The organism is Bacillus sp. LR_5 (assembly GCF_042709275.1).
This window is the reverse complement of the sequence record NZ_JAVAXX010000003.1, coordinates 88,845-111,363: the sequence shown is the minus strand read 5'-3', so window position 1 is coordinate 111,363 and position 22,519 is coordinate 88,845. Positions and strand designations below refer to the sequence as shown.

Below are 22,519 nucleotides of genomic sequence, written 5' to 3'. Positions count from 1 at the left end.
ACACCTCGGCCTTGGTCGGCAGCGTCCGATTTGTATAAGAGACCGGAATAGTCGTGGCGAGTTATAGAAAGCGTGGCCATACATGGGAATACCGAATCTCATACCAGGATCCCTTTACGCTCAAGAATAAAGTTAAATCGAAAAGTGGTTTTAAAACAAAAAAAGAAGCTCAGCTGGCAGCAGCTGAGCAGGAAACATTACTAGCAACGGACTTCGAATACGACACGGTTACTATTTCTCTTAAGCAATTTTTATTAAGCTGGCTAAACGAGTATAAAAAAGATACTGTAAGAAAAAATACTTACGAGCTTCATGAACGAAACATCAAAAATCATATTCTACCTTACTTTAAAAACATAAAGGTTACCGATGTAAAACCTATTATGTATCAAAAATTCCTTAATTCGTTAACCGATAAGGGATATAGTAAGCGTACTGTTGAAATTATACACGGGACAATGTTTAATGCATTTAGTAAAGCTGTAATCATTGGGAAATTAACAAAAAACCCTTGTTTCGGAGCTACAGTTTCGAATAAGAACGAAAAGAAAAAAGACACTCTTCAATACATGCTTTCTGACGATATTCCAAAGTTTCTTCAGGAAGCCTATAAGTATAACTATATTTATTACATCTCCTTCAGAGCTCTCTTGGAAACCGGGTTGCGAAAAGGAGAAGCCGCCGCGCTTCAATGGACAGACATCAATCTGAGAGAGAATTACATAGACATTAAGAAAACATTAGATTTCGCTGCAAAAACCACCGATGAACTCTTCGGCGAAACTAAAACGTATGAATCGAAAAGAAGAATATCAATCGGCGCCTCACTTTCTGCTGCTTTACAAAAACATAAGAAGTGGCAATTTGAGAACAAACAAATGTTACAAGATGATTATAAGCATGACCTTAACTTAGTTTTTAGTCGCGTTGACGGGAATATCTTACCGAAGTCTACTCTCTTCAATGCATTTAATCGCATTTTAAAACGAGCAAACATTGATAAAATGCCAATCCATGCATTGAGGCACACGCATGCTGTATTACTTTTAGAGTCGGGTGCAGACATGAAATATATTCAAGAGCGCTTAGGTCATAAAAGTATGATGGTAACCGCCGATGTTTATTCCCATGTAAGTAAAAAACTTGACCAAAACCGAATAAAGAATTACGAGAATTATGTCTCGTCAATCGTAGAGTTAGATTTCTAACTTCAAATATTTTTGGTCAAAATTTGGTCATTGACCAAAAATACTAACTCCTCATTCTATTAATCAAAATCAAAAAATCCCTTGACACCAATAGTGCCAAGGGATTGAAAGATTAATACTGAGACATATACTGTTCGCGCTCCCAAGGGTGAACTTGTGTGCGGAACATATCCCATTCGATTTCTTTTGCTTCGATGAAGTGTTCGAATAGGTGCTCGCCCAGCGCTTTGACCATGACTTCGTTTGATTTGAATTCTTCTAGTGCTTCCGCAAGTGTTGCGGGAAGGTCAACAATTCCGTTTTCCATGCGCTCTTCTTTGCTCATCACATAGATGTTGCGGTCTATTGGAGCCGGCGCTTCCAGTTTGTTTTTGATTCCGTCTAATCCTGCAGCAAGCAATACGCTAAGTGCAAGGTATGGGTTTGCAGCTGGGTCTACGCTGCGTACTTCAACACGTGTGCTGATGCCGCGAGAAGCCGGGATACGGATAAGCGGGCTTCTGTTTTGCGCGCTCCATGCTACATAGCAAGGTGCTTCATAGCCAGGAACAAGACGTTTGTAAGAGTTTACTGTCGGGTTTGTTACTGCTGTAAAGCTTGTTGCGTGCTTCACGATACCTGCAATGAAGTGTTTCGCTGTTTCACTTAACTGAAGATCTGCGTTTTCATCAAAGAATGCGTTAACACCATTTTTGAAGAGTGATAGATTGCAGTGCATACCTGAACCGTTCACGCCGAACAATGGTTTTGGCATAAATGTCGCATGCAGGCCGTGTTTGCGGGCAATTGTTTTGACAACTAGTTTAAATGTTTGGATGTCATCACAAGAGCGGACTGCTCCAGCATATTTAAAGTCAATTTCGTGCTGACCAGGTGCTACTTCGTGGTGAGATGCTTCGATTTCAAAGCCCATCTCTTCAAGTTCAAGCACGATATCGCGGCGGCAGTTTTCTCCTAAATCAGTTGGAGCTAAGTCGAAATACCCGCCTTTGTCGTTTAGTTCAAGCGTCGGCTCGCCTTTTTCGTCCAATTTGAATAGGAAGAATTCAGGCTCAGGCCCAAGGTTAAAATCACTAAATCCGAGGTCTTCCATTTCTTTCAAAATCCGTTTTAAGTTGTTTCGCGGGTCACCTTCAAAAGGTGTGCCATCCGGATTGTAAATATCACAGATGAAACGTGCTACTTTACCTTTTTCAGCTGTCCATGGGAAGATAACAAATGTATTTAGATCTGGATACAGGTACATGTCTGACTCCTCGATACGAACGAATCCCTCAATAGAAGAACCGTCAAACATGACTTTATTATCAAGCGCTTTTCCAAGCTGGCTTACAGGAATCTCAACATTCTTGATTGTTCCAAGAATGTCAGTAAATTGAAGGCGGATATACTTCACGTTTTCTTCTTTTACTAATTTTTCGATATCTTCTCTAGTGTACTTTGCCATTTGGTAAAATTCCTCCTCTTAAAAGGTAAATGTATATAGCAAAACAGTTGCTAACGGATTAATGAAAGAAGCGGGACATGTCGCCTTGACGGAATGTATTCCCTCTTTGAAAACGGCCGGCTTGCATGAGCTCGTTTTTCAGGAGCTGTCTCAGTTCGTCATCGGACAGATCATGTTTCATTGGTTTTTTCGTCTTCTCGTTTTGTTTTTGTTCTGGCTCGGCTTCGGCTTTCGCCAGAATCTGTTTAATTCCTGCCATGTTTACACCTTGTTCTATCAGGTGCTTGATTTCTAACAGTTTATCTACATCATGAAATGAAAATAATCGTCTATTTCCTTCACTTCTGGCTGGAAATATCAGTCCATTTTCCTCATAATATCGAATTTGTCTTGCTGATAACTCAGTTAACTGCATGACAATTCCTATTGGAAATAAAGGCATTGAGCGGCGAATATTATCACTCATCTCAATTTCCTCCTTTTCTTAACTTAGTTTCATTATAGGTGATGTTATATTATGTGTCAATACGATGTAATGATTCTTAACATCAAATCCAGAGAAATTTTTAAAAAATTTAAATGAATTGCTTATCCATCAATGAATCCACTGCACTGCATATGCCTTCTTCACATGCGAATAGGTTAATCCTCCCTGAACATACGCTACATACGGCGGGCGGATAGGGCCATCAGCTGATAATTCGATGCTTGCTCCTTGAATAAACGTGCCTGCTGCCATAATGACATCATCTTCGTATCCCGGCATGTAGGCTGGATAAGGCGTCACATGAGCATTGATTGGCGATGCGTATTGAATAGCCTGGCAAAAAGCAATCATCTTTTCTCTGTCAGAAAACTCAACGGATTGTATTAAATCCGTTCTTTTCGCATCCCATTTCGGGTTTGAAGTGAAGCCGAGTTTTTCAAGGAATCTCGCTGTAAACACCGCTCCCTTTAGACTTTGAGACACAACATGAGGCGCCAAAAAGAAGCCTTGGTACATTTCTTGGAGCGAGTAAAGAGATGCCCCCGCTTCTCTGCCGATGCCGGGTGACGTCATACGGTATGAGCAAGCTTCAATCCATTTCGCTTTTCCGACGAGGTAGCCGCCTGTTTTCGCAAGGCCGCCGCCGGGATTTTTAATGAGAGATCCCGCCATCAGGTCGGCTCCGACATGGCAAGGCTCAAGCTCTTCCACAAATTCTCCGTAACAGTTGTCCACAAAGACGATCAGATTTTCATTGATTTCTTTTACAAAACGGATCATTTCTTTTATTTCACTAATTAAGAAAGAAGGGCGATTCGCATATCCTTTTGAGCGCTGAATGCCGATTACTTTTGTCTTCGGATTGATCGCAGCGGCGACTGCATCATAGTCTATCTTTCCGTCTTTCGTCAGATCAACCGCATTATAGCCGATTTGAAAATCCTTTAACGAACCAGCGTTTTCTCCACCCCTGACGCCCACAATTTCCTCTAGCGTATCATACGGCTTGCCCGTGATATAAAGGAGCTCGTCCCCCGGTCTGAGGACACCGAACAAAGCAATTGAGATGGCATGTGTGCCTGAAATGATTTGCGGCCTTACAAGCCCCGCTTCTCCGCCAAACACATCCGCATATATGCTTTCAAGCGTGTCTCTTCCGATATCATCATAGCCGTATCCAGTAGACGGCGTGAAATGAGTGTCGCTTACTTTGTGTTTTCTATAGCTTTGAAGCACTCTCCACTCATTTCGCTCGCTGATTTCTTCTATTTGTTTATGAATGCCGGCAATGTCCGCTTCCACTTCCATTGCCGTTTTCTTCAATAATTCTCCGTGTGTTAATGTGTCAAACATGTCTTTATTTTTCCTTCCTACATATACTTCTTTAATTCACCGATGATACTTTGCTCTTCTTGGACATAGCCGGATATGTCATACTGTTCATTTTCTTCATTAAAATAGAAGCGGTCTACCATCGTTTCCGATTTGATTCTGGAAAGGAGCTTCCCTTCACTTGCCGGCACATGTGCTTCAAAAGACGTTAACAGTTCTTGGCGCAAATAGCGCTGAATCGCTTCTTTAAAGGCTGCAGCGTCGTCCTCAAATTTCGCACTGACCATAATGTGATCCCTTCCGGCGGACGGTATAAAATCAGGCAGTTTTTGATCACGTTTATTGTAAGCCGTCAGCATCGGGATATCATCTGCTTCAAGCTCCTCGAGAAGCCGAAGCACTGTTTTTTCATGTCCCGCATAATCCTCATTTGAAGAATCAATTAAATGCAGGATCAAATCCGCTTCTTTTACTTCCTCAAGCGTTGAGCGGAATGCAGCAATCAATGTCGTCGGAAGATCCTGAATAAATCCTACTGTATCTGAAAGAAGAACACTGTAGCCGCTTGGCAGGACCATTTTTCTGGTCATTGGATCGAGCGTGGCAAACAGGAGGTCTTCTTCATAGCTGTCAGCACTCGTCAGGCGGTTGAACCATGTTGATTTCCCTGCGTTTGTATAGCCGACAAGCGCAATTTGAAGCACACCGTTTTTCTTTCTTCTTTCACGGTATCGGCTTCTATGGCGAATGACAGTGGAAAGCTGTGTGTTGATTTCATGAATGCGATTTCTGATATGGCGGCGGTCGGTTTCCAGTTTCGTTTCCCCGGGACCTCTTGCCCCAATTCCTCCGCCTTGCCGGGAAAGGTTGATCCCTTGTCCCGTCAGACGCGGCAGTGCATATTGCAGCTGAGCCAGCTCAATTTGAAGTTTGCCTTCTCTCGTTCTCGCCCGCTTTGCAAAAATATCTAATATCAATTGCGTGCGGTCAATCATCTTCACTTCAATTGCTGTTGCCAATGACTTCAACTGACTTGGCGACAGTTCATCATTAAAGATGAGGAGATCAGCTTCAAGCTCTTCCACGAGTGCCTTCAGCTCTTCTACCTTCCCTTTTCCTATATATGTAGCGGCGTCAGCCCTGTTCCGTTTTTGTGTGACGCTGGTCAGTACTTTTCCGTCTGCTGTTTTCGTCAGAGATGCTAGCTCTTCCATAGAATTTTCAAAATGCTCATCCGTGATATGCGGCAGCTGACATCCGACTAAAATGGCTTTCTCCTGAATCGTTTCTTGTTCGTTCAAATGGATGTTCCTTTCTTTTGCATATTGGGCAGTAGTATTATCATACCAAACCCTGCATGTGTATACCACAAATCGATTGCTTTGAAAAGCGAAAATACGAGCAAAAAACAGACCTCTCAAAAACTGAGAGGTCTATGCAGATCCAGATGCTTCTTCTTTAATGGAAAGATCTTGGCTTTTGATGGTCATCAAGTCGCTTTTTAAGTATTGGTCTCCCATTAAAAGCCTCATGGCTTGTGCTCTGATCGATTTTTCGATCACATTTCTGACAAAACGTCCATTGCTGAATTTAATGGGGCTTGTCGTGCTTTTCACCGTCATTAAGTAATCTTTCAATTTCCATTCCGCTTCTTGACTGAGCTGGTATTCCCTTTCATCGATCATTCGTTTCGCAATCTCCATGAGCTGGGTCACAGAGTAATCTGGAAAATCAATGGAGATGGGAAATCTTGATTGGAGTCCGGGATTTAACGAGAGAAAATGATCCATTTCCCGTGAATATCCGGCGAGTATCAAAATAAACTCATGCTGTTTGTCTTCCATATGCTTTACAAGTGTGTCGATCGCTTCTTTCCCAAAGTCCTTTTCGCCGCCTCTTGCCAGCGAGTAGGCTTCGTCTATAAACAAAATGCCACCTAATGACTTTTTGATTAAGTCTCTCGTCTTTTGGGCGGTGTGTCCGATATACTCCCCGACCAGGTCAGCCCGCTCCGCTTCTATTAAGTGGCCTTTTGACAGGACATTCATTTCAAAGAACAGCTTGCCGATGAGCCGTGCAACCGTCGTTTTTCCCGTTCCCGGATTTCCTTTAAACATCATGTGCAGCGCTTGCTTTCCAACCTTCAAGCCTTGCTCCGCGCGTTTTTGGTTCACAAAAATCCAGGCGTATATTTCCTTGATGTTGCGTTTCATTTCCTCCATCCCAACTAATGCGCTCATCTCTTTTTCGATTTCCTTCAAAATGCCGTGCTTTGCTTCGTTTTTTTGCAATGCAGCCTGATATTCCGCCTCTGCCTCAGCATTCGTCAGTACCTGCTTTTGCCCGTTCAGAATAATGTTGATCTGTCCGTTGTTTTTATAAGTCACAGCGCGCTCCAACATCTTCACCTCTCTGTTCTCTCTATATGATATTCAAGCGGATGCCGATTGTGACAAACGCCTATCATGTGTCGAAACAATTGCTTTTTTCGGGAACAATAAGGAATCCTGCGCTTTCCCGAGAAATACTTTATTTCTTATTGTATTCACGGACATGGGGTGGACAAACCATGAGATTTTGTTTTTAATCATTTTGTCAGAGTATTATGGTGAACTTCTTTTTCATTATTTTTTCCATTCGCCAATCCTTTTTTCATGCAACGGGCTGTTTTTTGTACGAAGCGTATTACCCGCCCTAAGATACCTGAAGTGTTTTTCTTTTTTTCGATTTATAAAGGGGTGTCTTTAATGAAAGGAGCTTTTCTCATCAATTTACGTTTCAAATGCTTGATTTAATATGAACGCAAAGCTTAAAACCAGCAGGAATCAGTGCAGGTTAACCGAACCCATAGTACATACAAACATATGGCATATGCACATATTTCATTTTGGGCCGTATCTGTTGTCGCTTCATGTTGAATTGTGCGCTTTCCCGAGAAATAATTCCCGGTGTGAAAGGGTTATTTCCTCATTTTTCAGTTGAATGATAATCGTACAAGCAGAAGCCGTGTTTTTTCATATCCTGTAATGAGGTGATGAAAAATGGTTAAAATTTTTATTGATCCTGGCCATGGCGGGTCTGATCCAGGCGCAACAGGTAATGGCCTTCAGGAAAAAACGTTAACCCTGCAAATCGCTTTAGCCTTACGTACGATATTAACTAATGAATATGAAGGCGTTTCTCTGCTGCTGAGCCGGACAAGCGACCAATATGTCAGCTTAAACGACCGGACAAATGCCGCAAATAACTGGGGAGCAGATTTCTTTTTGTCCATTCACGTTAATTCCGGGGGAGGCACAGGTTTTGAAAGCTATATTTATCCAGATGTAGGAGCCCCGACGACGACTTATCAATCGGCAATTCACTCTGAAGTGATACAAGCTGTCGACTTTGCCGATCGCGGCAAAAAAACAGCGAACTTCCAAGTCCTAAGGGAGTCGGCAATGCCTGCCCTCTTGACCGAGAACGGCTTCATTGATACCGTTTCCGATGCAAATAAGCTGAAAACGAGCAGTTTTATTCAAAGCTTAGCGAGAGGACATGCAAACGGGCTGGAGCAAGCCTTTAACCTTAAAAAGACTTCCAGCTCAGGGTTATATAAGGTTCAAATCGGCGCATTTAAAGTCAAAGCGAATGCCGACTCGCTCGCAAGTAATGCCGAAGCCAAAGGTTTTGACTCGATTGTCCTTTTAAAGGACGGATTATACAAAGTGCAGATTGGCGCATTTTCATCCAAAGACAATGCAGACACCCTCGCTGCCAGAGCGAAAAATGCCGGCTTTGACGCTATTGTGATCCTAGAATCATAGCCGAGACGGGGACGAGCGTCTCATAAAAAAACCCGGCTCCTCATCGCGAGAAACCGGGTTTTTTTATTCAAGAATATCAACAACAAACTGTGACCATGTTTCCAGACGGTTGTAGATGTCATCCTGTTTTAATTCAGAAACTTTCATCCATTTACCCGCAATTTGTTCTTTCTCCTTCACTTCCACTTGTGCGCCAGGCTTTAATTGAAGCGCAGAAAGAATACCGATATGCACTTTGCCAACACTGTTTTCATCATCATTGATCAATCCCAGTGTGACAATCGCCTGTTTATCTTCTTCATTTATTTGCAGTTCTTCCTCAAGCTCACGGTCTGTGTTCAGCTTTAAGACTTCAGCAAATGAAGCTGCCCCTTCGATGGCGTTCATATGACCGCCAAAGCCGAGAGAAAGCTTGTTGTGCAGTCGTGATTCACCGCCGCCAGCCAGCCGCTCGTAAAGAAAAACTTCATCTTCACGCTTAATGACGACATAAGGTATCGGCTGCTTGAAACGCGGATCTTCTTCTGCGTCCCCTCTTCTCATTTCACGATAGGCCGCTTCAATCTGAGCCATGATTTCGGCTACTCTGCTATCTTCACTGTACACGCCCTGGAAGGTTAAGCTTTCTTTCTTAAACACATCATCGCGCGGGGCAACTAAAATCATTTCGTCCATTTTTCCCATGGGTACTGCGTCCTCCTCATTTGAATCTTCAAGCCGAAAAGAGCAGATATTATATCTGCTCTTTTTCATCTTCAAAATAAAAGTCATCATCTTTGAGCGGCTCAACTGTCGCTTTTTTATAACCATTCCCCTTCATAGAGAAGAAGTCATGCGATTTTGTTTTTGTGTTTAATCCGTTTAATACGATCGGATTAATATCTTCCTCTTCGAAGTATGGATCAAATCCAAGATTCATCAGCGCTTTATTCGCATTATAGCGGATGAATTTCTTTACATCGTGTGAGAGTCCGACTTGATCGTACAAGTCCTCTGTATACTCAAGCTCATTTTCATATAACTGATTCAGAAGGTCGATCGCAAATTCACGAAGCTCTGCTTTTTTCTCTTCTGTCTGTTTATTATAAATTTCCTGAGCAAGGAGACCGACATACACGCCGTGAATCGCTTCGTCACGAAGGATCAGGTTAATGATCTCACCGCTTTGCATCAGTTTTCCTTGTCCGTAGAAATATAACGGATAATAGAAACCGCTGTAGAAAAGGAAGCTTTCCAGATAGACGGAAGCAACCATCGCTTTGAACAGTGAAATTTCATCATCTTTTTGAATGGCTTTGTAAAGCCCGACAATCATTTGCGCTTTTTTCTGCAAATATTTATTTTGTTTAACCCATTCAAATACTTCATTGATCGTTTCAGTCGGTGCAAGGGTCATGAAAATATTAGAGTACGACTTCGCATGGACAGCGTTCTCCATCATCGCCATAAAGTTCAGCACCGCTTTCCGCTGGTGGCCGTCTACGTGTTCAGCCACGATCGGCATCCCCGTATTCCCCTGCTCTGTATCAAGAAGCGTAAGTCCGGCCAGTACCTTCATATAAGTGTCCTGCTCATTTTTTCCGAGGTACTTCCATGTGAGGAGATCGCCGTTTAAAGCAATCTCTTCCGGAAGCCAGAACTGTTTCACGTTTTGGTTATAGAACATTTGGGTAAAATCGTCTTCATGCTTTGACCAGTTTGCTGCGTCATAAATTTTTGTCACTATAAACTCTCCTTTAATCAAACAACACAAGAAAGGCAGCTGTCTTGCCCAGTATCTTTCGTTCTTGCATAGTAAATGGTTTTAATTCCTCTATGATGTGCATACAGATCGATTCGGTTTAAATCACGGGTCGTCATTGTGTCTTTTAAGAACAATGTAAAGCTGATTCCCTGATCAATGTGCTGCTGGATAGTGGCGATCATATCCACAACCTTGAACATGTCCATATCGTAGGCTTCTTTATAGAAGAACCAGTTATTAGATGCAAGCCCAGGCATTGGGTAGTACGTTTTTGAGTTGCCGTATGTTCGTTCTTCAATCCGTTCCATAATCGGCATAACAGACGCCGTGCTTGATTGAACGTATGAGATAGAGCCTGTCGGCGCAATGCATAATCTGTAGCTGTGATACATACCGTGTTCAGCCACAAATGCTTTTAGCTTTTTCCAGTCCTCTGTCGTCGGGATATGCATACCTTCAAACAGATTAGCTATTTTTTCATATTTCGGTGAGAAATCAGTAGAAACGTATTTGTCAAAGTATTCACCTGTCGCATAGGTTGAGCCTTCATATTGATCAAACGTTTCACCCTTCTCTTTTGCGATTTCCGCAGAACGCTGGATGGAGTAGAAGTTCACCATCATAAAGAACGTGTTTGCAAAATCACGCGCTTCCGGACTTTCATACGCAATGCCGTTTTGCGCAAGGTAGCCGTGAAGGTTCATAGCACCGAGGCCGATTGATTTCATCGCCTTGTTTGCCCGTCTTACAGCAGGCGCATTACGGATGTCAGTTGTTTCAGACACGTGTGTTAAAGAGTCTGTCGCAAGCTTGACTGTCTTTTCGATTGATTTATGCTCCATGACATTGAGAATGTTAAGCGAACCCAGGTTGCAGGAAATATCCAGACCGATTTCATCTTCTTCATCATAGTCTGTGTATGAAGAAACTTGAGATGCCTGCAGCACTTCAGAGCAAAGGTTAGAAAATTTGACCTTGGAAATATGGTTATTCGCATGCACTTTATTGACGTTATCTTGGAACATGATGTATGGATAGCCTGATTCAGAACGAAGCATCGCCAATTTTTCAAGCAGTTTCCGCGGGTTGATTTTTTCCTTTTTCACCCGAGGGTTGTCGACAAATTTGTCGTACATTTCGTTCATGTCCATCTCATCCATGTGCTGGCCGTACTCTTTATAAATCGTGTGCGGATAGAATACATAAGCCGCTTTGTCCTCGCGTGCAAGCTCAACGAACTTATCCGGAATGACAACACCGATCGAAAGCGTTTTGACGCGCACATCTTCATCCGCTGAAATCTTTTTCGTATCGAGAAAATCATTGATATCGCGGTGGAAAATATTTAAGTACGCCGCGCCAGAGCCTTGTCTTTGTCCCATTTGGTCAGCATAACGGAACGCGTTATCAAGAAGCTTCATGACGCCTACAACGCCTTTTGTGGCATTTTCAACATCTTTAATGGCTTCACCTTTCGCGCGAAGCTTGGACAGGTTAAGAGAAACCCCGCCGCCAAGCTTAGAAAGCTGCATGGAGATATCGATCGCTCTTGAAATGTCATTTAAGGAATCATTGACTTCCAGCAAGAAGCAGCTCACAAGTTCACCGCGGCGTTTTCTGCCGGCGTTCAGAAATGTCGGTGTGCTCGGCTGATATTCTTGATTGATCATCAGGTTTACATATTCTTTTGCTTTCTCAGTGTCGCCGTTAGCGAAGAACAGCGCAACAATTGAGATCCGGTCCTCATAACGCTCGAGGATTTTTTTCTTGTCATTCGTTTTCAAAGCATAGTCATTATAGAATTTAAACGCACTCATGAAGGAAGGAAAACGAAACTTCTTAGCGTAAGCTGTCTTAAACACTTCTTTAATGTCTTCAAAAGAATAAAGGCTTAAGAATTCCTCTTCGTAGTATTGGTTTTCAACCAAATAATCCAGCTTCTCTTTTAAATCGTGAAAGAAGACTGTGTTTTGATTGATATAATCTACAAAATAGCTATGTACAGCCTCTTTATCCTTATCAAACTGGAATTTTCCATCTTTTTGGATCATGATTTCGTTATTTAACTGGATCCATTTTGGCACTTGATTTTGTGACAACTCTTTCTACCTCCTGAGTAAACAATTCAACGTCTTTAGATGTGCCGCTGAGTTCAAATTTGTGCAAGATCGGCACCTGATATTGTCTTGAAATGGTATCGGCGCTTTTTGCAAAGTTATCGCCCCATACTTTGTTGCCGCTCGCAGCGACTCCTAATAAGAGATGGGCGTATTTTTCGAGAAATGATTGTGTTGATGCCGGTACCTGACCGAAGTTTGTCGTGTAGGTGACCAAAACAAACGGAGTGTCCACGTGGTCCATTTCGTCCACCTTGCGTATCTGCTGAAAGCCTGTTTTATTCACAAACCGCTGAACATTCCCTGTTTTCGAATCAAATATGATTTGTACCACGTTTTATCACGACCTATCAAAAAATATGAATCTCTCATCACTAACACTATATATAGTATACTACCCTCTATCAAAAACACAATATATAGATTTGTTTTTATGAAAAATTCATATTTTGATCAAATCAGGCAAATGGGCAGACTCATTAGGGCCCAAAAAAGAGAGCAGAACGAGAATCATCTCTCGTCCTACTCGGGGTGTCGTTTTTAAGCCGATGTATATCATAACATGAAAAAAAACTGCTTAGTAGTCTAGATTTTTTTTTCTTAAGCTATCACAGCATTTTTCGCTCTCTACTGTTTCTTCTATTTCAACATCCGCACCGATCTCTTCTAAAACCGCCTTCAAAGCGCTGATAATTGACGCTTCTCTGACTAATTCTTTTCCGTTCACAATGATGCTTGTTCCGTATTCATAGCAAGAATCATCTTCGCAAATTTCTTCCCAATGATTCACGATCACTTTATGCTTCATTTTTTCACCCTCTGTTTGATCTGTGTCTGTATTTAGTTTAGCGGGTAGCATCCGCTTTGTAAATTCGGATGCTTGTGAATTTTATTCAAGCTCATCATCCGCGTATTCTTTCTTCAGCTTTACCTCATTGCGGGACTCATTATACTCATAAATTTTGATATAGCCGTCCTCCACAACGCCAAAATGATTATGTTCAAGCTGGAACGAGGTTGGCTGAGGCGTTTCATAGTCTGAATTGCCGCTGTCTGTTTCAATGATGGTTTCTTGGTTCCCACACGCCCCGAACAGCAAAAATACAGCTATCCACACAAGCGCAATCCTGATTCGTCTCAGTTCTGCTTCACTTTCAAACAAGGTCGCGTCACTCCCAGATTGTGATTTTTACATGATATTCAAGTTAGTCTTGCATATGTTGATTTCATAAAAAAAGACCGTGCCTTGGCATGGTCTGCTTACAAAAAAGCTTGGAACGGAAGTGGATCAATTTTAAAAAATGGCTGCCGGGATTCCCCCGACAGCCTCCCCATGCCTTGACATGGTATTTTTTGATCTATTCGAGTTCAAGCTGGACGTTTTTTTGCGGCGCAAACGTTGAGATCGCATGTTTATATATAAGCTGCTGCTTACCTTCCGATTCCAGCAATACGGTAAAGTTATCAAAGCCTTTCACCTGGCCACGCAACTGAAAGCCATTCAGCAAAAAAACAGTGACATACGTATTTTCTTTCCGGATTTGATTCAAAAACTGATCCTGAATATTAATCGGTTTCATGTTTCGTCCTCCTTGATTCTCTATATCATACAGTTTCGATTAAAGTTCGAGTTTTCCTGCTATATGTGTGAAAATTTCCTTTTTTTTCAGCTCCATATCAACGGGCGGTGTCATATCGAACCAGGTAACCTGCATTTTGTTGCGAAACCACGTCAGCTGGCGTTTCGCATACCGCCTTGAGTTCTGCTTTAGCTGATCGACGGCATCAGAAAGTGTCACAAAACCGTCAAAATATGCATATAGCTCCTTATAGCCTATCGCCTGTATCGATTGACAGTCTCTCACGTTCCTGTCGTAGAGGCGTTTCACTTCTGGAAGAAGACCTGCCTCCATCATCATATCGACCCGCTGATTAATTCTTGCGTAAAGCGTGTCTCTATCCATTGTCAGTCCGATTAACACTGCATTGTACAGAAGTTCTCGTTTTTGTTCCTTCAAATGCTGAGACATCGTTTTTCCAGACGTATGTAAAATTTCCAGCGCGCGAATGACTCTTCTTGTATTATTGGGATGAATCGCAGCTGCTGCCTCGGGATCTGCTTCTGCAAGTTTGGCATGAAGAAAGTCAGCGCCTTCCCGCTCGGCAGCGACTTGCAGGCTCTGTCGAAACGCAGGATCGTTCGCCTCTTCCGTAAATGTATAATCGTAAAGCACAGACTGTATATAAAGCCCTGTACCGCCGACAATCATCGGAAGCTTTCCTCTTTTTGCAATCTCACTTATTTTGTTTCTCACTAAGCCTTGGTAATCGGCGGTGGAGAAGGAATCTTGGGGATCTAAAATGTCAATCAGATGATGGGGCACTCCCTCCATCTCCTGTTCAGTAATTTTAGCTGTTCCAATATCCATCCCTTTATAAACCTGCATCGAATCTCCGCTGATAATTTCCGCGTTCAAAGATTTGGCTAGCTGAATACTTAAATTTGTTTTCCCCACTGCCGTCGGTCCGACTAAAATGACAACGGGCTGCTTCGTATTATTCAATGTGTATCACTCTCTTTTATAAATCTCCCCCCATTATAGCATTCATCATGTACAACCACCTATCCATTTTGCCCTTTTTTTGCACTGGTAAACATTCTTCTACCACCCGAGCGGCTCATTGCCGACGATTTCTCTCGTCTTTCCTTTCAGGGCATGCCGATGCGTTTTTCTTCCGTCATCTTTCGGATCATACACCACGCCTCCGTACCGGATCTCAATCGGTTCATTATAGGCCAGATACGTCGTTTCTTCGATTTCGTGATAATGGGTGCCGTCCGCTAAGGGAATCGCAGGCCCTGAGATTCCGTAATACCGGTGAAAATGGCCGTTTTCAAAAGAAGTAATCCCTGTAAAGTAATGTGTATGCTGATCGGTATTCGATCCATTAGCCGGCTGAGTAAATCCTTCAATGAGATGATAATGTTCCTGTTCTCTCGTCGTTTTGACATGATAAGCATGTGCGTGAGGCGGTGCTTTTGACCAGTCAGACGGATACAGGCCCAATGTGATCACATCCCTTCTTTTTCATCAAACGCCCAATCAAATCTGGGTAGGCTGAATACACTGCATCATCTACACTTTATTACAGGAGGCAAGAAAAAATGAACGAGATAGAACATTTCACTGCTGAAGATACAAGAATATTTGGAAGACCTTTCGGATTTGGAAGACCTGGATTCGGCTACGGGTTTGGAAGACCTGGATTTGGGTTTGGCCGGCCATTCGGTTTTTACGGGGGACCTTTTTTCGGCGGCCTAGTTGGCGGGCTTGTAGGAAGCGCTTTATTTAATCCTTATTTTTATGGCGGATATCCCTATTATCCGTACGCCCCATTCCCTTACTACTATTAAACACAAAAGGCCTCTTCAAAAGGGGTCTTTTTAGGTGATTGAAAATGAATCTCTTGACTCATACATAGGCATACACTAATATTTTTCTAGCTGAAGATCTTTTCAAATCTAAAAATGTAGTTGAAGTGAGGAGAATTTACGATGTTGGTAGGATATATATTCCTCACGATTGCCATATGCTCGGAATCGATAGGAGCGGCCATGTTGAAAGTATCTGACGGTTTCAAAAAGTGGAAGCCAAGCGCTTTGGTCGTGATTGGCTATTCCCTCGCCTTTTATATGCTGTCGCTGACCTTAAACCATATCCCCCTCAGCCTCTCGTATGCGACTTGGAGCGGTGTAGGCACGGTGCTGACGGCAGTGATCGGAGTGAAATGGTTTAAGGAAGAATTGAATGTCAAAGGGCTTATCGGGATTCTTTTATTAATATCAGGGGTCGTGTTACTTAACTGGCAGTAAAGGAGTGATAATGATGAAAGGATTGCTTTATTTGGCTCTTGCCATTGTATCTGAGGTTTTCGGGAGCACAATGCTTAAGCTTTCAGAAGGATTTACACAAGCCTGGCCCATTGTCGGAGTCATTGCCGGATTTCTTTCTGCTTTTACCTTTCTAAGCTTTTCTTTAAAAACAATTGACTTATCAAGCGCGTATGCGACATGGTCTGGCGTTGGAACGGCGCTTACAGCCATTGTCGGGTTTTTGCTTTTTGGCGAAACCATCAGCTTAAAGGGAGTGTTCGGGCTCACGCTTGTCATTGCAGGCGTCGTCGTGTTAAATCAGTCGAAAGCCCCTGCTAAAGAAAAAAAACAGACGGTCTGTGAGTGACCGTCTGTTTCTTATTCTCCAGTCCGTTTTACGGAGGCTTCAAGCTGCAGCTCGACATTTCCTTGAATTGCGCGTGAAATCATGCATGACGATTCCGCCTTCTCACAAAGCTTGTGCGCCAATGTGACATCTTCTTGTGAGGCATCATGTTTGAGCACGACAGAGGGACGATGAATGATCTTTTTATATGTAAAAACTCCTTTTGTGACGTCGACAATACCTTCTGACTCCATCTGCAAGTCTTCCTTTTCCAGCCCGCTTCTTTCCATCATTGCAGCAAGTGTAATAATGTAACAGGTCGCTGCCGCCCCGAGAAGCATTTCATCTGGGTTGGTCCCCTCTCCCGGTCCATCCATTTCTTTAGGAATGGAAATAGATGTGATTAAGTTCCCGCTTTCGATCGTACCGACATCATTGCGGTTGCCTGGCCAGTTCGCTTTTAAATAAAAATGATGATCTGCCATCGTATGTTTTGCCTCCTTTTATAATCCTATTTCAGTCTACTGATCTTCTCTTATTTTGTCTTCTGATCTGCTTATTACGAATACTCTTTTTCAAGGACACTTTTGATCGCACTCACATAAGCATAAAATTCACTGTTCTTTGTGTATTTCCTATTTTTATAATAAAAATCATCGAAAAATGCTTCTCTCTGCTCGCGGCTGATTTCCAGCTGGATACTCAGCCCCGTTTCCCCTTGGTTGTTAATGTTTTCGGCACTCAACCCAGCAAGACCGCTTTTAGACGACGCTAACTCAGCGGAAAACCCTCTTCTCTCAAGGGCTCTTACGATCATTTTCGCCCGCTTTCGATCTGTGCCTCCAACAAGTGTATTCTTGTTCTCTCCTTTATATCCGTGAAAAGCCACAACATATTGATGCTCCTTGATTTTCTTTTCGGCCAATGGCTCATCAAAGTTGGTGCTTGTAATGTGAAGCGTTTGGTTATCGTGTGACTTCAACCCTTCAAACAGGTATGTAGAGAATTCATTATTGAAATACCGCACAAGCTCGCTTACTCCGCCTTCAATTCTTCCGCCGTGTGGAGACATAATTAACACTTTGCTTCCTTTTTTCTCACTATAAGAAATATCATAATCGGCTGGGCTCTCATTTTCTGCCAAGCTGCTGAAATTTGAATATGTATCTGGCTGATTAGATGGTTCAGGTTCTAATGAGTAATGAACATATCTCAGGAATAAGACAATGGCTAAGACTAATATGACATTTAGTATAAATCTTCTCATGTTTAACTCCTTTCATAAGAATGGCACGGTTCATTATATGAGGTTTAGCCAATAGGTTTTATCTTACCATTGTATACGCTATATCATCAGTGAAAAAGTTCCCGGTTTCAAAAAATCAATTGATTGTCACGGTTAATAGCGGTTCATTTGAAATATGAGTGAAAAAAGATTGAGAGGAAAGATAAAAAAGGTAGGAATAACCTCACTTGGCAATTACATGTATAGAGGTTTAAGGAGGGTTTTATTAGCGGCTGCCCAGTTGCTGAGACGGACAGCCTGTTATCTGTCTGCCAAATAGAGGTTTTGTTTATTTGTTCTCACAAAGTCACAGGAGAGGATCGAATCCAACAAAAACGTTCTGATCTGTTGTTTCGAAAAACAAAATGCTTTGATTTGCGTTTGGCTTTTCTGTCTTACAATAATTGTTCTTTTACTAATCGTTCCGTCTTTCTTCATATATATAATGCTAATTGGTATTTGGCTTTCCAAAGACCGATGAAAGAAGAAATTCATACAGCTGCTCTCCCTTTGCCAGTTTAATATGACAATATTATAATACGAACAAACGTTCCTTTTCAATCCCCAATGATTGCCACAACTCCTGAATCTAATTCGAAAGATTCATAAAAACCAACTCTTGTCCGCCTCTTATAAAGGACAAACAAACTTACCAAACCTATCATCTGTTCATAGAGTATACAGTGAACCTTATAATAGGAGGAAAATACATGTTTGGGTACTCTATGGTACAAATGGTGAGAGCAAATGCTCATAAGCTAGATTGGCCGTTACGGGAAAGCGTCTTGCAGCTTTACAAGCCCTTCAAATGGACTCCTTGCTTCTTGCATCAGTTTTTCGAAACCAAATTGAAAAACAGAAAAAAAATGTCAGTCATTATTGAATTTGAAGAAGGCTGTCACGAGACCGGCTGTCAAATGGCTGGAGAGGTACTGCAAAAAGAAAAACGCAGCAAGTTAAAAAGCCGATTCAATAAAATCAATTGCTGCAGCGCCGAGGTGACCCCTTCAGCGTTACATTCCCTTCTTTCTGAATGCAGTGATATCCGCAAAGTGTATTTAAACCGCGAAGTCAAAGCGCTACTGGACACGGCAACCGAAGCAAGCCACGCGAAGGAAGTCGTCAGAAACGGGCAGACCCTGACTGGAAAAGGTGTTACTGTCGCTGTTGTCGATACAGGAATCTACCCGCATCCTGATTTAGAAGGCAGAATTATCGGATTCGCGGACATGGTCAATCAAAAAACAGAACCGTATGATGATAATGGTCATGGCACACACTGTGCAGGTGATGTTGCAAGCAGCGGCGCATCCTCTTCTGGCCAATACCGCGGGCCTGCACCGGAAGCCAATCTAATCGGTGTGAAGGTTTTGAACAAGCAAGGTTCGGGAACGTTAGCTGATATTATTGAAGGTGTAGAGTGGTGTATTCAATACAATGAGGACAACCCGAATGAACCGATTAATATTATCAGTATGTCGCTCGGTGGCGATGCGCTTCGATATGATAATGAACAAGAAGACCCGTTAGTCAGAGCGGTTGAAGAAGCGTGGAACGCAGGGATTGTCGTCTGTGTCGCTGCCGGAAACTCAGGGCCTGATCCACAAACCATTGCAAGCCCGGGCGTGAGCGAAAAGGTGATTACAGTAGGTGCCCTTGACGATAACAATACCGCAAACAGCGATGATGATACGGTCGCTTCCTTCTCAAGCCGCGGGCCGACAGTATACGGGAAAGAAAAGCCCGATATTTTAGCGCCGGGTGTTAATATTATTTCCCTGCGCTCTCCCAATTCTTATATCGATAAGCTTCAAAAATCAAGCCGTGTAGGATCTCAGTATTTTACAATGTCAGGAACATCGATGGCAACACCGATCTGTGCAGGAATTGCAGCTTTAATCCTTCAGCAAAATCCGGATCTTACACCTGATGAAGTGAAAGAGCTTTTGAAAAACGGCACGGACAAATGGAAAGATGAAGATCCTAATGTTTACGGAGCGGGCGCCGTCAACGCAGAAAATTCCGTTCCTGGCCAATAGACAGTACCATAAAGCCGGCAATTCTCTCTGCAGAACTGCCGGCTTTATGTTTTGAATTTCCATAATAATAGGATAAAATAATAGAAAATGGATGAAGGAAGTGAAAAAGTGCCATATTATATCTGCAAAACATGCGGAGTACAACATGCGCAGACTGTAAATCCGCCGAACTCATGTCTGATTTGCGATGACGAAAGGCAGTATATTCATCCGGATGGACAATCTTGGACAACCCTTGAAGACATGCGTGAGAAAGAAAACCTTCAAAACATCCTCAAAAAGGAAGAAGAGCATCTTTACAGCATCAAAACTGAACCAGAGTTTGCGATCGGACAAACAGCACATTTGATCCAGCATAAGGGCTTCAACGTGCTGTGGGATTGCATTTCATATCTTGACCAAAAGACAATTGACCAAATCAAAGAATTAGGCGGTATTCAAGCCATCGCTTTGTCTCATCCACATTATTACTCTGCTCAGGTTGAGTGGGCTGAAGCGTTTCAGGCTCCGATTTATATTCACGAGGATGACAAAGAATGGGTGGCAAGGCCAAGCAATCACATTCATTTCTGGACTGGGGAAACTCTCAACATGAAGCCGGGACTGGACCTTTACCGCCTGGGCGGACATTTTAAGGGCGGTGCTGTTCTCCATTGGAGCAACGGCAATGAAGGGAAAGGCTGTCTGTTGACCGGGGATGTCATTACGGTTGCGGCCGACCGGAACTGGGTCAGCTTTATGTACAGCTATCCAAATCTCATTCCCCTCCCCGCCTCCAAAGTTGAAGAAATAGCAGCCAAAGTGAAACCGCTTCAATTTAACCGGATTTATAATGCTTTTTCTAAAGTTGTCAGAGAGAATGCCGGCGAAGCAGTCCAGCGTTCGGCCGTACGTTATATCAAGGCTCTGAACAGCGAATTGTTTCATACATAGAGAGTGAGGCGGCTCTTTTCCGTGTAAAAGATGCAGCAATTGGGAATAGTATCGTGTAGATCAAAAGGAGGAATATTGATGGCACACACGAATACACAGCTTTCTCAATGGCTGGAATCAAAAGTCGGCCAAACGCTTGATATTAGAAAAGGTGAATTGACCCATGATGAAGAGATTTCAGACCTGGATCAGATTGTTCTCCATCTTCAAAAAGTGGGTATACGCAGCACGAATCATCCTGATGACTATGTTGCAAAAGAAGAACTCGTTTTAGAAGGCGAAGGAACAACATTCACTGAGGACGGCGACGTACCGCTTCCGCAAAATGCCTATGAGATTCCTTTATTAGGCGATATTCATATTCACCAAGAAAACGAAGGATTGAAGGTTGTAACAGATCGTGCAGTATATACATTTGATGTCCAGCACAGCTGATAGTCACTTTCATCAAAATAATACAGCTTAGCGTCTTTGAGCTTTCATTCAAAGGCGCTGCTTTACATGGCGCCACTTTTTCATTTTTTCATTCTTCACCCTATTGAATGCCGCCTAGAATAGATATATAGTTTTAGAGACAGGATCAAGTTTCAAACAATTCTGTTTTTTGCAAACTGCAACTTGTATAACAAAATGAAATTACCAATTTACCCTATTTTAGGCGAGGAGAATGCACATGGAAAAATTGATGTTTCATCCGCATGGTAAAGAATTTCATCAAAATCCTTTTTCAGTATTGGGCCGATTTAGAGAGGAAGATCCCATTCACCGATTTGAATTAAAACGATTCGGAGGCACATATCCGGCTTGGTTAATCACCCGATATGATGATTGTATGGCCTTTTTAAAAGACAATCGAATTACAAGAGACGTTAAAAACGTGATGAGCCAAGAACAAATCAAAATGCTCAACGTCAGCGAGGATATCGATTTCGTATCCGATCATATGCTGGCAAAAGACACACCTGACCATACCCGCTTAAGATCACTTGTTCATCAAGCATTTACTCCCCGCACCATTGAAAATCTGCGCGGCAGCGTCGAACAAATTTCTGAACAGCTTTTAGATGAAATGGAAAAAGAAAATAAAGCGGACATCATGAAATCCTTCGCATCCCCTTTGCCTTTTATAGTTATATCTGAATTGATGGGAATTCCTAAAGAGGATCGGGCACAGTTTCAAATCTGGACCAATGCGATGGTTGATACCTCTGAAAGTAACAGAGAGCTGACAAATCAAGCCCTTCGTGAATTTAAAGACTATATCGCCAAGCTGATCCATGACAGAAGGATACAGCCAAGAGACGATTTAATCAGTAAGCTTGTGCATGCTGATGAAAACGGCAGCAAGTTAAGTGAAAAAGAGCTTTATTCGATGCTGTTTTTGCTGGTTGTAGCGGGCCTTGAAACAACCGTTAATTTACTCGGATCAGGCACCCTCGCATTGCTTCAGCACAAGGAGGAGTTCGAAAAACTGAAGCAGCATCCTGAAATGATCGCTACAGCAGTTGAAGAATTGCTGCGATACACCTCGCCTGTCGTTATGATGGCAAATCGGTGGGCCATCGAGGACTTTACATACAAGGGGCATTCGATCAAAAGAGGAGACATGATCTTTATAGGCATCGGATCTGCCAATCGCGATCCAAACTTTTTTGAGAACCCGGAAACATTAAATCTAAATCGATCGCCTAACAGACATATTTCTTTCGGCTTTGGCATTCATTTCTGCTTAGGAGCGCCGCTTGCCAGACTGGAAGGCCACATTGCGTTCAACGCGCTTCTAAAGAGATTTCCGGATATTGAACTCGCGGCAGCGCCTGATGACATTCAATGGAGAAAAAATGTCTTTTTAAGAGGGTTAGAATGTCTCCCTGTTTCACTTTCAAAATAACATATTC

General features: G+C 42.6%; 25 protein-coding genes and 1 pseudogene. 9 read left to right on the top strand and 17 right to left on the bottom strand.

Annotated elements, in window-relative coordinates; all coding sequences use genetic code 11:
- The first annotated feature begins 53 nt into the window (after positions 1 to 53).
- Positions 54 to 1,208 (top strand): site-specific integrase, encoded by a 1,155-nt coding sequence (locus RAC86_RS01915; protein ID WP_377885348.1) that lies wholly within the window; start codon positions 54 to 56, stop codon positions 1,206 to 1,208.
- A 112-nt stretch (positions 1,209 to 1,320) separates the two neighbouring features.
- Here RAC86_RS01915 and glnA read toward each other — a convergent pair whose 3' ends face one another.
- From glnA to spoVK, 5 genes and pseudogenes are all read right to left on the bottom strand, one after another.
- Complete coding sequence (gene glnA, locus RAC86_RS01910) at positions 1,321 to 2,655, bottom strand: type I glutamate--ammonia ligase (protein WP_003231737.1); 1,335 nt, start codon at positions 2,653 to 2,655, stop codon at positions 1,321 to 1,323.
- Between the two features lie 58 nt (positions 2,656 to 2,713).
- A complete protein-coding gene (gene glnR, locus RAC86_RS01905; RefSeq protein WP_003238341.1) occupies positions 2,714 to 3,121 on the bottom strand; it encodes a transcriptional repressor GlnR in 408 nt (135 codons plus the stop codon).
- A gap of 109 nt (positions 3,122 to 3,230) precedes the next feature.
- Positions 3,231 to 4,495: pseudogene (locus tag RAC86_RS01900) on the bottom strand (methionine gamma-lyase family protein).
- Between the two features lie 17 nt (positions 4,496 to 4,512).
- Positions 4,513 to 5,775: a GTPase HflX gene (hflX, locus tag RAC86_RS01895; protein ID WP_015483254.1), complete on the bottom strand. Its 1,263-nt coding sequence runs from the start codon at positions 5,773 to 5,775 to the stop codon at positions 4,513 to 4,515.
- Between the two features lie 132 nt (positions 5,776 to 5,907).
- Entirely contained in the window at positions 5,908 to 6,876 is a 969-nt protein-coding gene (spoVK, locus tag RAC86_RS01890) for a stage V sporulation protein K (protein ID WP_003231746.1), read from the bottom strand.
- 639 nt (positions 6,877 to 7,515) lie between these two features.
- Here spoVK and cwlC point away from each other — a divergent pair.
- On the top strand, positions 7,516 to 8,283 hold the full coding sequence (gene cwlC, locus RAC86_RS01885; RefSeq protein WP_377885347.1) for a sporulation-specific N-acetylmuramoyl-L-alanine amidase: 768 nt from the start codon (positions 7,516 to 7,518) through the stop codon (positions 8,281 to 8,283).
- A gap of 63 nt (positions 8,284 to 8,346) precedes the next feature.
- On the opposite strand, the gene RAC86_RS01880 is transcribed toward cwlC, so the two are convergent.
- From RAC86_RS01880 to RAC86_RS01840, 9 genes are all read right to left on the bottom strand, one after another.
- Positions 8,347 to 8,967 (bottom strand): hypothetical protein, encoded by a 621-nt coding sequence (locus RAC86_RS01880; RefSeq protein WP_003245105.1) that lies wholly within the window; start codon positions 8,965 to 8,967, stop codon positions 8,347 to 8,349.
- Positions 8,968 to 9,016: 49 nt separating this feature from the next.
- Complete coding sequence (gene nrdF / locus RAC86_RS01875) at positions 9,017 to 10,006, bottom strand: class 1b ribonucleoside-diphosphate reductase subunit beta (RefSeq protein ID WP_003231754.1); 990 nt, start codon at positions 10,004 to 10,006, stop codon at positions 9,017 to 9,019.
- Between the two features lie 17 nt (positions 10,007 to 10,023).
- The gene (nrdE, locus tag RAC86_RS01870) at positions 10,024 to 12,126 is read right to left on the bottom strand and encodes a class 1b ribonucleoside-diphosphate reductase subunit alpha (protein ID WP_014479842.1); all 2,103 of its coding nucleotides are present in this window, start codon (positions 12,124 to 12,126) and stop codon (positions 10,024 to 10,026) included.
- Positions 12,086 to 12,478, bottom strand: a complete 393-nt coding sequence (nrdI, locus tag RAC86_RS01865) for a class Ib ribonucleoside-diphosphate reductase assembly flavoprotein NrdI (RefSeq protein WP_003231758.1) — start codon at positions 12,476 to 12,478, stop codon at positions 12,086 to 12,088. The genes nrdE and nrdI overlap by 41 nt, the downstream gene beginning before the upstream one ends.
- 243 nt (positions 12,479 to 12,721) lie before the next feature.
- The gene (locus RAC86_RS01860) at positions 12,722 to 12,952 is read right to left on the bottom strand and encodes a hypothetical protein (protein WP_003221102.1); all 231 of its coding nucleotides are present in this window, start codon (positions 12,950 to 12,952) and stop codon (positions 12,722 to 12,724) included.
- An 81-nt stretch (positions 12,953 to 13,033) separates the two neighbouring features.
- Positions 13,034 to 13,306, bottom strand: coding sequence for a YmzC family protein (locus tag RAC86_RS01855; protein WP_072566311.1), 273 nt, complete (start codon positions 13,304 to 13,306; stop codon positions 13,034 to 13,036).
- Positions 13,307 to 13,502: 196 nt separating this feature from the next.
- Positions 13,503 to 13,724, bottom strand: a complete 222-nt coding sequence (hfq, locus tag RAC86_RS01850) for an RNA chaperone Hfq (protein WP_003221097.1) — start codon at positions 13,722 to 13,724, stop codon at positions 13,503 to 13,505.
- Between the two features lie 39 nt (positions 13,725 to 13,763).
- A complete protein-coding gene (gene miaA, locus RAC86_RS01845; RefSeq protein WP_072566310.1) occupies positions 13,764 to 14,708 on the bottom strand; it encodes a tRNA (adenosine(37)-N6)-dimethylallyltransferase MiaA in 945 nt (314 codons plus the stop codon).
- A 99-nt stretch (positions 14,709 to 14,807) separates the two neighbouring features.
- Positions 14,808 to 15,221 (bottom strand): YmaF family protein, encoded by a 414-nt coding sequence (locus tag RAC86_RS01840; protein ID WP_072566309.1) that lies wholly within the window; start codon positions 15,219 to 15,221, stop codon positions 14,808 to 14,810.
- Between the two features lie 89 nt (positions 15,222 to 15,310).
- Here RAC86_RS01840 and RAC86_RS01835 point away from each other — a divergent pair, with 89 nt between their 5' ends.
- From RAC86_RS01835 to ebrB, 3 genes are all read left to right on the top strand, one after another.
- Complete coding sequence (locus RAC86_RS01835) at positions 15,311 to 15,559, top strand: hypothetical protein (RefSeq protein ID WP_041520968.1); 249 nt, start codon at positions 15,311 to 15,313, stop codon at positions 15,557 to 15,559.
- A 141-nt stretch (positions 15,560 to 15,700) separates the two neighbouring features.
- Positions 15,701 to 16,018, top strand: a complete 318-nt coding sequence (ebrA, locus tag RAC86_RS01830) for a multidrug efflux SMR transporter subunit EbrA (protein ID WP_041520967.1) — start codon at positions 15,701 to 15,703, stop codon at positions 16,016 to 16,018.
- Between the two features lie 13 nt (positions 16,019 to 16,031).
- The gene (ebrB, locus tag RAC86_RS01825; protein ID WP_014113871.1) at positions 16,032 to 16,385 is read left to right on the top strand and encodes a multidrug efflux SMR transporter subunit EbrB; all 354 of its coding nucleotides are present in this window, start codon (positions 16,032 to 16,034) and stop codon (positions 16,383 to 16,385) included.
- Positions 16,386 to 16,396: 11 nt separating this feature from the next.
- On the opposite strand, the gene RAC86_RS01820 is transcribed toward ebrB, so the two are convergent.
- From RAC86_RS01820 to RAC86_RS01810, 3 genes are all read right to left on the bottom strand, one after another.
- A complete protein-coding gene (locus RAC86_RS01820) occupies positions 16,397 to 16,849 on the bottom strand; it encodes an OsmC family protein (RefSeq protein WP_072566308.1) in 453 nt (150 codons plus the stop codon).
- Between the two features lie 74 nt (positions 16,850 to 16,923).
- Complete coding sequence (locus tag RAC86_RS01815) at positions 16,924 to 17,631, bottom strand: poly-gamma-glutamate hydrolase family protein (RefSeq protein ID WP_014113869.1); 708 nt, start codon at positions 17,629 to 17,631, stop codon at positions 16,924 to 16,926.
- 279 nt (positions 17,632 to 17,910) lie between these two features.
- Complete coding sequence (locus tag RAC86_RS01810) at positions 17,911 to 18,144, bottom strand: hypothetical protein (RefSeq protein ID WP_041520966.1); 234 nt, start codon at positions 18,142 to 18,144, stop codon at positions 17,911 to 17,913.
- A 215-nt stretch (positions 18,145 to 18,359) separates the two neighbouring features.
- Between RAC86_RS01810 and aprX the strand changes: the two genes are divergently transcribed.
- The 4 genes from aprX (at position 18,360) to RAC86_RS01790 (ending at position 22,512) form a co-directional block, all read left to right on the top strand.
- Positions 18,360 to 19,688 (top strand): serine protease AprX, encoded by a 1,329-nt coding sequence (aprX, locus tag RAC86_RS01805; protein ID WP_072566307.1) that lies wholly within the window; start codon positions 18,360 to 18,362, stop codon positions 19,686 to 19,688.
- Positions 19,689 to 19,796: 108 nt separating this feature from the next.
- The gene (locus RAC86_RS01800; protein ID WP_072566839.1) at positions 19,797 to 20,621 is read left to right on the top strand and encodes an MBL fold metallo-hydrolase; all 825 of its coding nucleotides are present in this window, start codon (positions 19,797 to 19,799) and stop codon (positions 20,619 to 20,621) included.
- 78 nt (positions 20,622 to 20,699) lie between these two features.
- Positions 20,700 to 21,056 carry a protein YmzB gene (gene ymzB / locus RAC86_RS01795; RefSeq protein WP_014113863.1) on the top strand — a complete coding sequence of 119 codons (357 nt, stop codon included), beginning with the start codon at positions 20,700 to 20,702 and terminating at the stop codon, positions 21,054 to 21,056.
- A gap of 238 nt (positions 21,057 to 21,294) precedes the next feature.
- Positions 21,295 to 22,512 (top strand): cytochrome P450 family protein, encoded by a 1,218-nt coding sequence (locus RAC86_RS01790; protein WP_072566306.1) that lies wholly within the window; start codon positions 21,295 to 21,297, stop codon positions 22,510 to 22,512.
- The last annotated feature ends 7 nt before the right edge of the window (positions 22,513 to 22,519 follow it).

Bases quoted from the DNA above. Each gene is read 5' to 3' on its own strand.
- RAC86_RS01860 (WP_003221102.1), bottom strand. From the start codon at position 12,952: ATGAAGCATAAAGTGATCGTGAATCATTGGGAAGAAATTTGCGAAGAT.
- RAC86_RS01790 (WP_072566306.1), top strand. From the start codon at position 21,295: ATGGAAAAATTGATGTTTCATCCGCATGGTAAAGAATTTCATCAAAAT.
- glnR (WP_003238341.1), bottom strand. From the start codon at position 3,121: ATGAGTGATAATATTCGCCGCTCAATGCCTTTATTTCCAATAGGAATT.
- RAC86_RS01820 (WP_072566308.1), bottom strand. From the start codon at position 16,849: ATGGCAGATCATCATTTTTATTTAAAAGCGAACTGGCCAGGCAACCGC.
- ebrA (WP_041520967.1), top strand. From the start codon at position 15,701: ATGTTGGTAGGATATATATTCCTCACGATTGCCATATGCTCGGAATCG.
- cwlC (WP_377885347.1), top strand. From the start codon at position 7,516: ATGGTTAAAATTTTTATTGATCCTGGCCATGGCGGGTCTGATCCAGGC.
- ebrB (WP_014113871.1), top strand. From the start codon at position 16,032: ATGAAAGGATTGCTTTATTTGGCTCTTGCCATTGTATCTGAGGTTTTC.
- RAC86_RS01810 (WP_041520966.1), bottom strand. From the start codon at position 18,144: ATGAATTTCTTCTTTCATCGGTCTTTGGAAAGCCAAATACCAATTAGC.
- spoVK (WP_003231746.1), bottom strand. From the start codon at position 6,876: ATGTTGGAGCGCGCTGTGACTTATAAAAACAACGGACAGATCAACATT.
- RAC86_RS01835 (WP_041520968.1), top strand. From the start codon at position 15,311: ATGAACGAGATAGAACATTTCACTGCTGAAGATACAAGAATATTTGGA.
- RAC86_RS01880 (WP_003245105.1), bottom strand. From the start codon at position 8,967: ATGGGAAAAATGGACGAAATGATTTTAGTTGCCCCGCGCGATGATGTG.
- hfq (WP_003221097.1), bottom strand. From the start codon at position 13,724: ATGAAACCGATTAATATTCAGGATCAGTTTTTGAATCAAATCCGGAAA.
- aprX (WP_072566307.1), top strand. From the start codon at position 18,360: ATGTTTGGGTACTCTATGGTACAAATGGTGAGAGCAAATGCTCATAAG.
- RAC86_RS01815 (WP_014113869.1), bottom strand. From the start codon at position 17,631: ATGAGAAGATTTATACTAAATGTCATATTAGTCTTAGCCATTGTCTTA.
- glnA (WP_003231737.1), bottom strand. From the start codon at position 2,655: ATGGCAAAGTACACTAGAGAAGATATCGAAAAATTAGTAAAAGAAGAA.
- ymzB (WP_014113863.1), top strand. From the start codon at position 20,700: ATGGCACACACGAATACACAGCTTTCTCAATGGCTGGAATCAAAAGTC.